Source organism: Sulfitobacter sp. LC.270.F.C4, from assembly GCF_032922545.1.
In the GTDB taxonomy this organism is placed as follows: Bacteria; Pseudomonadota; Alphaproteobacteria; order Rhodobacterales; family Rhodobacteraceae; genus Sulfitobacter; species Sulfitobacter profundi.
In genome coordinates this window covers 2,785,266-2,796,863 of sequence record NZ_CP136692.1, presented here as the reverse complement: position 1 = coordinate 2,796,863, position 11,598 = coordinate 2,785,266, and the positions used below count along the sequence as shown (strand labels likewise).

Here is an 11,598-nt window from a genome sequence, read left to right as displayed (position 1 = left end):
ACTGCCTTCAAAGCCGCAAGTCACTACCGGACTTTCCGAAAATTCCCTTGATGTCAAACAATACCGCGCTGGGTTTGCCTAATTTTCGCAGGGCGTCGCTGCCCAATTCGACAAACTCTGCGTGCCCCACTGCCACGATCACGGCGTCATAAACGCCAGCTTCTGGGGTCTCTATCGCGTTCACGCGGTGCTCTGATTGCAGTTTCTCTACCCCGACCCACGGATCATGCACATCAACGCTGACAGAATAGGCAGCAAGCTCTGACGCGATATCGGCGACCTTTGTGTTGCGGGTGTCGGCGCAGTTTTCCTTGAAGGTGTAGCCCATAATCAAAACCCGGGCGCCGCGCACGCCAATATCGCGACCTAGCATCGCCTTTACCAGCGTCTGGGCCACATGTACGCCCATCTGGTCGTTAATGCGCCGGCCTGCAAGGATCACCTGCGGGTGATAGCCCATCTGCTCGGCCCGGTAGGTGAGGTAATAGGGATCGACCCCGATGCAGTGCCCGCCGACAAGGCCGGGGCGGAACGGCAGAAAGTTCCACTTGGTGCCTGCCGCCTCAAGGACTTCCAGGGTATCCAGGCCAAGTCGCGAAAAGATCAGCGAAAATTCATTGACCAGCGCGATGTTCAAATCGCGTTGCGTGTTCTCGATCACCTTGGCCGCTTCTGCCGTCGCGATCGATGAGGCGCGGTGCAACCCGGCTTTGACCACGGGGGCGTAAATCGCCTCGACCCGGGCCAGAGTGTCGGCGTCTTGCGCGGCAATGATCTTGACGACATTTTCCATCGAATGTTCGGCATCGCCGGGGTTCACCCGCTCGGGACTATAGGCGAGCTTGATCTGGCGCCCCACGTCCAGACCGCTGCCCGCCGCCAGTGCCGGGCCGCAGACCTCTTCGGTCACACCGGGATAGACAGTGCTTTCCAAGATCACCATCGCCCCGTCGGTCAGATGCGGGGCAATGGTGGCGCAGGCGTTCAGGATCGGGTGCAGGTCGGGGGCTTTGGCGTCGGTGATCGGGGTTGGGACGGCAATGATGAAAACGCTGCATCCCTCCAGATCGGCGGCATTATCGGTATAGGTTGCGGTGCTTTCGGCCACGGCAGCGTCAGACACTTCGCCGTTGGGATCATGTCCTCCGCGCAGAGCCTGCACTGTTGCAGCGCTGGAATCGAGCCCAACTACGTCAAACTGGTTTCTGGCCAGCGCCAGTGCGAGGGGAAGGCCGACATATCCAAGGCCCAAAACAGCGATGCGGGTATCAGGAGCGGGGCTGGGCAACGGTATATCCTTGGGGTCGTGTCAGTCCGCGCAGCCCAGTGTGACAGAGGCAAAAAGCGGGTCGCCGCGCGCAATAACGGATAGATTGGCACCTGCAGAATTGCAAGGCCGGTCGCTCTGGCATAGCCTGATAGTGGTCTGGGTGGATCTGGTTAGGAATAATATGCGCACCATTTTCAATGCCGGCCTGTTGTGTTTAGCGCTATTCCTAATGCTGCCGATTGCAGGGCAGGCGCAGGGCGTCAGCTCGATGTTCTTTGACAGCAAAGCGGCAGACGCCGCGCCTGCCTCTGAGATCGACCAGCTGATGCGCCGCGCGGCCGAGACCGGTGTTGGCGTGGTGGTGATCGACGGCACAGGGCAACTCTTGAGCGACGCGCTCGGGACTGAACCCGCCTTGGCCGAGGCCGACAGCCCGTCTTCACTGATGCGCATGCAGGACAACGCGGACAAATTTCGCGACGCGCTTGTGCAGCGAGTGCTGACACTCCCGGTCGCCTTTAACGAAGTGCTTTACATTCTGCGCGCCGCCAGCCCCGACGGTACGCTCTGGGCCTTTGTCGAAGCCCTGTTGCTCAGTCTACTGATGTTTAGCGTCGGCGTCCTTGTGGAGCGCGAGATCTATGGAAAACGCCTGATGCGGGGGCTGGTCACGCGACGGGTGAACGAAGACCCACAGGGCTACCGGGATAAAATCCCCTTTCTCGTCCTGCGCTTTGTGGTCGGGCTGGGCGGCGTGCTCGTGTCCATGGCGGTGGCCTATCTGCTGGGCGCGGCAATTTTTGGCCCGCTCACCGACACGGCAATGCAATATACCGTGACCCTGATCAACATCGGCTATTTCACCTGCCGCTTTGTCGCTGGCCTGTGGCGCATGATCTTGTCGCCCTTCCTCTCCCAGTACCGTATTCCCGCGCTGAACGACCGCGACGCCAAGAGGTTGCACCTCTGGCTCTGGCTAATGGGGTCGTTCGACATCTGCGCGCTGTTGTTCAGTTTCTGGATTGCGGAACTTGGGCTGAACTACGAAGCCTATGCGTTTTTTGCCTCGGTCTTGTCCGCCGTTCTGGTGATTTTGAACATGCTCTTGGTGGTGGTCAATGGTCGCGCCATCAGCAGCGCGCTGCGCAACGGCAAGCCACCTGAGGAGACCTCGACCATCGTCCGCCTGCTGTCGCGGGCCTGGGCGCCGTTTGTATTTTTCTATGTCATCTTTGCTTGGTTTGAACTGACCGTTGATCTTGTCTTGGGCAACCCCAGTTCGATCCCGCTGATCGCAGGCGCTTACGGGATTTTGATCACAATCATCGTGGTTTACGGGCTGATCAACTTTGTAATCGAACGCAGCTTTGCACGCTCCCGCGCCTTGGCCCGTTTGAACGCCGAGCGCGACAAGAAAGGCACGCTGCCACGCGAGGCTGCAGCCGACCAAAGCGCGCCGGGGACTTTGGGCTCTGAGCCTGAGCCCTCAAGACCCACCCAAGACGAGCTAAGGGCGGAGGCGCGGGCGCAGCAGCCGTCCCTGACGACGTTTGAAGAACTGGCCCGCCGGGTGGCAGGCATCTTGTCCTTTGTCGCGGGCACCTATGCGTTTTTCTATATCTGGGACAATGACGGCGCCGAGATGGTGGAGAATTTCGCCACCCAGCTTCTGGACATCATGGTCGTCATCTTTATCGGCTATGTGATTTATCACGCCTTCCGGATCTGGATCGACAGCAAGATCAAGGAAGAAACCCCTGAAGAGGCCGAGGTCCAACCGGGCGACGAGGGCGGCGGCTCGGGCGCCAGCCGTTTGGCGACCCTGTTGCCCTTGTTCCGCAATTTCACCCTGATCCTTGTGATCATCACGATCCTGCTGATTGTGCTGATGGAGATTGGCGTCAATGTCGGCCCCTTGTTCGCCGGTGCCGGGATCATTGGCATCGCCATCGGTTTTGGCAGTCAGGCGCTGGTGCGCGACGTCTTTGCAGGGGCGTTTTTCCTATTTGATGATGCTTTTCGCAAAGGCGAGTATCTGGATGTCGGCGATGTCAAAGGGACGGTCGAGAAAATCTCGGTGCGGTCTTTTCAACTGCGTCATCATCTGGGGGCGCTGCACACCATTCCGTTTGGCGAATTGCAGGTGATCACCAATTACTCGCGCGACTGGGTGATGATGAAACTGCCGTTGCGGGTGACCTATGACACTGATGTGGAGCAGGTGCGCAAGCTGATCAAGAAACTGGGGCAGGAGCTTCTGACTGATCCTGAAATCGGAGAGGCCTTCATCCTGCCGTTGAAATCTCAAGGCGTCATCGAAATGCAAGACAGCGCCATGATCATCCGGGTCAAATTCATGACCAAACCGGGGGACCAATGGCTGGTGCGCAAAAAGGTCTATCAAGAAATCCGGGATTTGTTTGAGCGCGAAGGCATCAAGTTTGCGCACCGGGAGGTGACGGTACGTTTGGCCGATGCCAAGGCGGAGGATTTGACCGAGGCGCAAAAGCACAAAATTGCGGCGGCTGCCCATGCTTCGCTCGACGAGGACATGTTGGAGGATGACGATGTGGGCGAAAGCAGCGGTGACGACCGCTGAGCGGCGCCCGGATCAATTCTTGTAAGGGTCCAAAGAGGCACGGAGCCCATCGCCGAGAAAGTTGAACGCCAGGACCACGACGATGATCGGCAGCATCGGAATGGCCGTCCACCAGTAGATCTCGATGCTGGCGAGGTTTTGGGCATCATTCAGCATTACGCCCCAGCTGACGGCGGGCGCACGCAGGCCGAGGCCAAGGTAACTCAGCGCCGTTTCACCCAAGATCATGGCGGGGATCGACAGGGTCGCACTGGCAATCAGATGCGACATGAAGTTGGGCAACAAATGGCGGCGAATGACTCGACCCGGCTTGGCGCCCATCATCTCGGCGGCCTTGACGTATTCCTCTTCGCGCAGCGACAGAAATTTGGCCCGCACCGACCGCGCCAGCCCGGGCCAGTCGAGAATGCCGAGAATGATTGAAATGATGAAAAACACCGCCACCGGCCCCCAACTGGAAGGCACCGCCGCCGAGAGGGCCAGCCAGAGCGGCAATTCGGGCAGGCTGCGCAAGATCTCGATGGCGCGGTTGATGATCCAATCGGTCTTGCCGCCAAAATAACCCGCCATTGCCCCAAAGCTTATCCCAAGTGCGAAGGACACGGAAATGCCAATCAGCCCTACGGTGAGCGACAATTGCGCGCCGTATAATATCCTGCTGAACACATCGCGGCCCAGCCGGTCAGAGCCCCACAGAAACAGGCTTGCGCCCTCGGGTGCACAGACAAGATGAGTGTCCGAGGGGATCAGGCCAAAAAGCTTGTAGCTTTGGCCCTCGCAGAAAAACCGCAAGGGCAGGGGCTGGGCCTCATCGGTGGTATATCGCCAGCGGTAATTCTCCAGATCGGCCTCAGCAGTGATCGGATAGATATAGGGACCAATGAAAGACCCCTCATGCCAAAGGTTGATGCTTTGCGGCGGGGCGTAGAGGTAATCGGCGCTGCGTTCGTTGGGTGTATAGGGCGCGATAAATCCCGCGATGGGCAGGATCAGATAGGCGCAGAGCAGGAAGATGCCGGAGATCAGCGCCAGTTTGTGACGGCGAAAACTGCGCCACATCAGACGCCATGCGGGCGCGTCCATATCCGACCGCTCTGGCGCCGAGATGTCTGGGCTATCGACCCAAGGTGTCGTGTCGACAAAACGATTGGAAGGCTGGGTACTCATTTGGCGCGCCCCCCATAGCGAATGCGCGGATCAAGCAGCACCAGCAGCATGTCAGAAACCATCGTGCCGATCAGCGTCAGTAAGGCCACAAACATCAGCACAAAACCGGCCAGAAACTGGTCTTGCGACTTGAGCGCAGTCAGCAGGAACGGTCCGATCGTCTGCAGGCCCAGCACAACCGAGACCAAGACCGACCCCGAGACCATCGCGGGCAGCAGGTTGCCGATATCCGCCACAAAGGGATTGAAGGCCATGCGCAGCGGGTATTTGGCAAGCAGACGCGCTGGGCCCATGCCCTTGGCCTTGGCGGTCTCGACATAGGGTTTGCTCAGTTCATCCAGCATATTCGCGCGCAGCCTTTGCATCATCGCAGCCGCACCTGATGTGCCGATGACAAAGGTGGGAACGATCATATGCAACAGGATGGATTTAACCTTGGGCCAAGACATCGGAGCGCCCTCGAACGCCGGGTCCATCAGCCCGCCAATCGGCAGGTCGAGGTATTTATGACCGTAATAAAACAAGATCAGCGCCAAGAGGAAGTTCGGCGTCGCAAGGCCCAGATAGCCAACGAACCCTGCCGTGTAATCGGCCCAAGTCTCGGCCTTGGCGGCAGCAAAGACACCCAAGGGCAAAGCCACGGCATAGACAAAGAGCACAGCGGCCAGATTGATCAAGACCGTCAGCCACAGCGCATCCCCGACGATCTCGCCGACGGGGCGATCAAATTCAAAAGACCAGCCAAAATCGCCTTGAATCAGACCGGAAAATCCCTGCGGGCCGGGGGCAAAGCCCACCCAGATCAGGTATTGCTCCCAAAGCGGGCGATCGAGCGCATATTCGCTGCGCAGGAATTCCGCCTTGGCAACGCCTTCGGCCTGACCGGTTGCGCGCAATTCGGCGATCTGGTTGGACAGGAAGTCGCCCGGCGGCAGGTTGATGATCACAAAGATCAGGACCGAGACTGCCAATAGGGTAAGCAACATCGTGGCAAAGCGGTAGAGTGCGTAGCGGAGGAACATCATTGGACAACCTGCTGGAATGGTTCCTCGAAATAGAACTCGTCGATCCGGTGAACCCCGAAATGGGCGCCCGGATCATAGGCCCAGACCCCCTGTTCGGGGACATTGCGCAGCAATTTTGAGACAACCACGGGCTGGGGTGCGTCCGAAAGAATGCCAATGCCATAGACTTGCTCGGCGTGAATCTGGAGCATCTCGCGCCATATAGCGGTCCTTGTGGCCGTGTCGGTCGCGCGGTTCCAGCGGTCAGCTAAGGCCAGCAGATGGTTCGGCGCTGTGCCCTGCGGTCTCTCGCCCAATTCGCCCTTGGATTGGTAATATTGCCCCCACATCGGCCAAGCGAAAAACTCTTGATGGGTGGGCGCAAGATACATCGGAGAGGTTTCGGCGGTGGGCAAGCCATTGTCCCAGCCGAACCAGACCGAGGCCATGCTGAGGCCGGCATAGACCCGGTTGCGCAGGATATTGCGGTCCAGTGGCCGCATCACCAGTTTGATCCCCAATTCCCGCCAAGTGTCGGTGACGATCGCCAAGGCATTTTCTACCTCTTGTCGCTCGCCTGCGGTCTCAATGACAAATTCCATTGGACGGCCATCGGGCAGCTTGCGGATGCCAGCTTGGCTGCGTTGGGTCAGGCCCATTTCATCGAGTAAAGCGTTTGCCTTGGCGGGCGCATATTCGGCGTAGGCAGAGGCATTTTGGGGATCGTGCAGAGGGCTAGTCGACAGCGCCGTCATACCGGCTTCTTTAGCCAGTCCGAAATAAAGCGCGCGGTTGATCATATGCCGGTCAATGCCGTGGCTGAGGGCGCGGCGAAACCTCACATCGCGCATCACCTCCTGCCAGACCGGGTCGGCGAAGTTGAGGTTTGGAAAAATCGCGATTTGGCTTGCCGCCCCGTTCTCCCACAGCAACGTGCGGTAGTTGCCGCCATCCGCCTCACCCTTTTTAAGGATCGAGATATCGGGGAAATCGAGGCCACGTGCCTGCAAATCCGTTTCACCCGCGTTGGCCTTTGCGGCGATCAGACCGCCTGTGGCGATCGTCATTTCGACCACATCAATATAGGGCAGCTGCACCCCGCGCGCGTCAATGCGGTGGTAATATGGATTGCGCACAAACAACTGCCGGGACCTGCCCGAAGCCGTGGCATTGATCCAAGGCTGCAAGGTCGGTTGCTTGGGATTGTCGAATTTGCCCATATTGTCGCGCTTGTTGTGCAGCGCCGCCCAGCTTTTGACGCGCGCTTTGGTGATGGCCTCGTGGAGCGCCTCGGGGCCGGTGAATCTCTGGTGGAACTGCCTTAGGTAATGCGCGGGGCGGTAGATGAACGGCGGGCTAGCTTGGGCCAGCTGCGGCAGGAAATTGGGGTTTGCGTTCGCCCATTCAAAAACCACTGTATGAACATCGGGGAAGGTGACTGTCCCCAAGACACCATCGACATACATAAAGTCCGGCGGACCAGAGGGCGTGATGTCGGGGTCCTGCGCCACGTTCTCCCACCAATAGCGGAAATCTTCGGAGGTAAAGGCGGCGCCGTCCGACCATCGGTGACCGGGGCGCAGATGCAGGGTGAACCTGCGGTTTTCGGTCACTTCGACGTCGCGCAGGATATCCGGGGCGAGCGTATAGTCAGCTGCATAGCCCACAAGCCGGGCATAGCCATAGGCCGACATCAGACGCACATCTTTAGACCGCGTGCCAAAGGTCCGCAGGGTGCCGCCTTGGGTGCCAAAACTGCGCCCCTTGGCTTCCAGATCCACAATCAGGGGCTGCTCTGGCAGGCGTTCGGCGATCGGAGGCAAATTGCCTTCTTTCACTTCGGCCGCCCAAAAGACCGTTTCTTGCAAGGGCGGCGCGGCCCATGCCGGTGCGGCCAGACAGACCAACAAGGCGAGAAGCCTAGACATGACAGCGGACCTTATGGCCAGCGCCGATGTCTTGCAGGCCCGGCACGCTCGCCCCATCAATGCGGAACATCTCGGGCCAGGTCGAGGGCGCCCCGGCCCCTTTGGCGACCAAATCGAGGTCAATCGGTCGCGCCATGTCCGGTTCGGGCTGTGCTGCGATCAATGCCTTGGTATAGGGATGGCGCGGGTCATAAAACAGCGTCTCGGGCGGGGCCTGTTCCACAATCACGCCTGCGCGCATCACCACGACCTCGTCCGCGATGCGGGCCACGACGGCTAGATCATGGCTGATGAACAGATAGCTCAGCGCGGCGCGTTCACGGATCTCCTCCAGCAAGCTGAGAATTTGCTCCTGCACGGAGACATCCAAAGCTGAGGTCGGCTCGTCACAAATCAATAGTTTGGGGTCCAGCGTCAAGGCGCGGGCAATCGAGAGACGTTGGCGTTGTCCGCCTGAGAACGCATGCGGATAGCGGGTCATCATATCGGGGTTGAGGCCCACCAATTCCAGCATCTGGGCCGCCTTGTCGCGCCGGTCACTGCGTGTACCGATGCCGTGAATGTCCAGCGGTTCGGTCAGCGCGGCCCCGATGCGCATTCTCGGCGACAGCGAGGAATAAGGGTCTTGGAACACCATCTGTGCTAGACGCTGAAAGGCGGTGCGTTGCGCCTTGGACATATCGTGTACCGGCAGGGGCGGGGCGCCCGGTTCGGGGTAGAACAGAACCTCGCCGCCGGGATCGGGAAGCTCGGCACCAAGCGCAATGCGCGCGCAGGTCGTCTTGCCCGAGCCGCTTTCCCCGACCACTGCCAGCGTCTTGCCCCGGACCACCTGCAGATTGACATCCTTGCAGGCGGTGATTGCAATCGGTTTGCGCCATCCGCCGCTGCGCATGGCATAGGTTTTGTTCACCCCTCGCAGATCGAGGATCAGGTCTTCATGGGGCAGCGCACGGGCCGGGGCTGCGACTTCAGGGATCATGGTAGCGGCGGCAAAAAGCTTGCGGGTGTAGCCATGTTGCGGGCTGCCCAGCACCTCGGCTGCGCTGCCGCTTTCCATGACCCGGCCGCCGTTCATGACCACGACCCGTTGGGCCATATTGGCGACCACGCCAAGGTCATGGGTGACCAAAACCACCCCCATGCCGGTTTCCGATTGCAAGGTCTTGATCAGACCCAGCACCTGCGCCTGTGTTGTCACATCAAGCGCCGTCGTAGGCTCGTCGGCGATCAGCAAGTCGGGTTTGGCCACCATCGCCATGGCGATCATCACGCGCTGGCGCATGCCGCCGGACATTTCAAAGGGATAGCTCCGCCAGACCCGCTCCGGATCGGCAAAGCCGACGCGTTCGAACTTGGCGAGGACGGCGCACTTGGCCTCCGCGCGCCCCATGGAGCGATGCAAACGCAGCACTTCGGCCACTTGGTTGCCCAAACGGTGCAGCGGCGAGAGCGAGCGCATCGGCTCTTGAAAGATCATTGAGATGCAGTTGCCCCTGATCTGGCGCATCGCGGGCTCTGCCAGCGCCAGCATATCGACCGGCGCGTCATCGCCTGCAAAGACAATCCGGCCGCTGCGGATGTCTGCGGCATCGGGCAGGATCCGCAGCACGCTGCGGCAGGTCAGGGTCTTGCCCGAGCCGCTTTCTCCGACCAAGGCCAGCGTTTCCCCAGCGTTGAGCGAAAAGCTAACGTTACGCACGACCGGGTCGGCTTTGCCAAAACCGATCGTCAATCCGTCAACTTCCAATAAAGGTGCCATCGCAGTCCCATTCTAGGTCCGCAAGAGCGCGGTCCGCAAAAGGAGTGAAGCCGATTTGCGGGGGGCCGTCCAGTCTCACGAGGCTGTTGGCTCCATCTTTCACTTTAACGGGCGCCGAAAGGGTCAGCGGGGAAAAGTGAGTGTACATTGAGCCGCTTGGATGGTTCAATTGCTCTGCAGATAGCACCTGAAAGGGGCACCTCTTGGCGACCTGGGCGGACTTAGACGTAGAACTTGAAACGTGGGCCGCGCAGGGAGAAACGCCGACATTCTGGTGGCGCGACGATGACACCGAGGCCTGCACGGCCGACTTGGAGAGGTTGATTGCTCTGTCTGAGCGCTTTGGCGCGCCCTTGCACCTCGCGGTTATCCCGGTTGCGATTGATCCCGGTCTTGCGGATCGCCTGCGCGCCTCCCCGCAGGTCTATTGCTTGCAGCATGGCTATGCGCATAAGAACCACGAACCCAAAGGCACCCGCGCCTCCGAGGTCGGCAGGCTGCGCGATATGGCCTTGATCGAAACGGACCTGCGCGAGGGCTGGCGGCGTATGCAGCAAGCGCAATTGCCAAACCTGCTGCCGATCTTTGTCCCGCCGTGGAACCGGATCGGCGAACAGGTCCTCCCCCTTTTGCCTCAATGGGGCTATGCCGCCTTTTCGGGGTTCGACGCGCGCCCCCATCCCGAGCCTGTCGCGGGGTTGCAACATTTCAACGGCCACATCGACCCGATCCGATGGAAAGAGGGGGCCAAGTTTGCAGGTGTCGAAAAGACATTGGAGCAATGCGTCCGCCATTTGCGAAAGCGCCGCATGGAAACCACATACAAAGACGAGCCAACGGGGTTCGTGAGCCATCACCTGCAAACCGATGCAGACACGTGGGAATTCACCGAAGCCTTGATGCAGCGACTGACACGGGATGCCGGGACCCGGTGGATATCCTTGGACCAACACATATCTTGGACCAACACATAAAATGAGCCCGACATGCTAGACATTGCCTATGCATCCCCCGCTGAACGCGAGGAAGTTGCCCAGTTCATGAACGCGGTCTTTGTTCGCGCAAAATGGGGCATCGAAAGCTGGCGCGGCTTGCTGGCCGGCAGATGGTGCGGCCCGGAGGGGCGCTATGCCATTACAGTGCGTGATGCCGGAAAGCTGATCGGTGTTTTGGGATTGGTCTATGCGGAGCGTCAAACTTCGCGGGGGCCAAGAACCACGGCCGATATGACCTCATGGTATGTGCTCAAGGATTACCGGGGGCAGGGGATCGGCAAAAAGATGATCGCTTTGGCGACCCAAGACCCGGATGTGACGGTGACCAATTTCTCCAGTGCAAAAGCGGCGGTCAATGTCTTGGAAAAGGCAGGGCTGAAGGAGTTGGATCGGGAACGTCTGGTCTGGCTTCCTTCGCAAGGGGCGGGCTTTCAAGTGCATGAAGACCCGCTACCTTTAGGCGACCGTTTGCCCGCAAAGGACCGCCGGATCATTGCTGACCATCAAGGGCTGCGGCTGCGGCATTTGGCGGTGGAGACCCCTGAGGGGCTTTGTACGATGGTGATTTACCCGCAGAAAAAGCATGACGACTATGTGACCCATGAAATCATGTATCTTGCGGATCAGCCGCTTTTTGCCCAGCACGCAAGACAGATCGCCCGCTCGGTCCTGCCTTCAGAGGCTGCAATTTTGTCCTTGGATCGCCGTTTTGCGCGCGAGGGTATTGTCTGCGACGAGGTCAGGGCGTTCGCGACGCCCAGATATTGTCAGCAGGGGCTTTTGGACCCAAGCGAGATCGACATGCTCTATTCGGAATGCGTGTTGCTCAACATCAAAATTCATTGACGCGCCTCAGCCTTCGCCTTTGGTCCG

At 59.5% G+C, this 11,598-nt stretch carries 8 protein-coding genes; 3 read left to right on the top strand and 5 right to left on the bottom strand.

All coding sequences use genetic code 11. From position 1 onward, the window contains the following. Positions 1 to 7 precede the first annotated feature (7 nt). Entirely contained in the window at positions 8 to 1,288 is a 1,281-nt protein-coding gene (locus R1T45_RS17550; protein WP_317389732.1) for a nucleotide sugar dehydrogenase, read from the bottom strand. Between the two features lie 163 nt (positions 1,289 to 1,451). Between R1T45_RS17550 and R1T45_RS17545 the strand changes: the two genes are divergently transcribed. Continuing rightward, positions 1,452 to 3,869, top strand: coding sequence for a mechanosensitive ion channel family protein (locus R1T45_RS17545; RefSeq protein WP_317389731.1), 2,418 nt, complete (start codon positions 1,452 to 1,454; stop codon positions 3,867 to 3,869). A gap of 12 nt (positions 3,870 to 3,881) precedes the next feature. Here R1T45_RS17545 and R1T45_RS17540 read toward each other — a convergent pair whose 3' ends face one another. Genes R1T45_RS17540 through R1T45_RS17525 form a run of 4 tightly spaced genes read right to left on the bottom strand, consistent with a single transcriptional unit; the run spans position 3,882 to position 9,730 of the window. Continuing rightward, the gene (locus tag R1T45_RS17540; RefSeq protein WP_317389730.1) at positions 3,882 to 5,036 is read right to left on the bottom strand and encodes an ABC transporter permease; all 1,155 of its coding nucleotides are present in this window, start codon (positions 5,034 to 5,036) and stop codon (positions 3,882 to 3,884) included. After that, a complete protein-coding gene (locus R1T45_RS17535; protein WP_317389729.1) occupies positions 5,033 to 6,061 on the bottom strand; it encodes an ABC transporter permease in 1,029 nt (342 codons plus the stop codon). Before R1T45_RS17535 ends, R1T45_RS17540 begins: the two co-directional genes overlap by 4 nt. Next, complete coding sequence (locus R1T45_RS17530) at positions 6,058 to 7,968, bottom strand: ABC transporter substrate-binding protein (RefSeq protein ID WP_317389728.1); 1,911 nt, start codon at positions 7,966 to 7,968, stop codon at positions 6,058 to 6,060. Before R1T45_RS17530 ends, R1T45_RS17535 begins: the two co-directional genes overlap by 4 nt. Beyond that, positions 7,961 to 9,730, bottom strand: a complete 1,770-nt coding sequence (locus R1T45_RS17525) for an ABC transporter ATP-binding protein (RefSeq protein WP_317389727.1) — start codon at positions 9,728 to 9,730, stop codon at positions 7,961 to 7,963. Before R1T45_RS17525 ends, R1T45_RS17530 begins: the two co-directional genes overlap by 8 nt. 203 nt (positions 9,731 to 9,933) lie before the next feature. Between R1T45_RS17525 and R1T45_RS17520 the strand changes: the two genes are divergently transcribed. Together R1T45_RS17520 and R1T45_RS17515 are read left to right on the top strand one after the other, a co-directional pair. Then, entirely contained in the window at positions 9,934 to 10,704 is a 771-nt protein-coding gene (locus tag R1T45_RS17520; RefSeq protein ID WP_317389726.1) for a polysaccharide deacetylase family protein, read from the top strand. A gap of 12 nt (positions 10,705 to 10,716) precedes the next feature. Further along, positions 10,717 to 11,571, top strand: coding sequence for a GNAT family N-acetyltransferase (locus R1T45_RS17515; protein ID WP_317389725.1), 855 nt, complete (start codon positions 10,717 to 10,719; stop codon positions 11,569 to 11,571). The last annotated feature ends 27 nt before the right edge of the window (positions 11,572 to 11,598 follow it).

Bases quoted from the DNA above. Each gene is read 5' to 3' on its own strand.
- R1T45_RS17545 (WP_317389731.1), top strand. From the start codon at position 1,452: ATGCGCACCATTTTCAATGCCGGCCTGTTGTGTTTAGCGCTATTCCTA.
- R1T45_RS17540 (WP_317389730.1), bottom strand. From the start codon at position 5,036: ATGAGTACCCAGCCTTCCAATCGTTTTGTCGACACGACACCTTGGGTC.
- R1T45_RS17535 (WP_317389729.1), bottom strand. From the start codon at position 6,061: ATGATGTTCCTCCGCTACGCACTCTACCGCTTTGCCACGATGTTGCTT.
- R1T45_RS17530 (WP_317389728.1), bottom strand. From the start codon at position 7,968: ATGTCTAGGCTTCTCGCCTTGTTGGTCTGTCTGGCCGCACCGGCATGG.
- R1T45_RS17525 (WP_317389727.1), bottom strand. From the start codon at position 9,730: ATGGCACCTTTATTGGAAGTTGACGGATTGACGATCGGTTTTGGCAAA.
- R1T45_RS17515 (WP_317389725.1), top strand. From the start codon at position 10,717: ATGCTAGACATTGCCTATGCATCCCCCGCTGAACGCGAGGAAGTTGCC.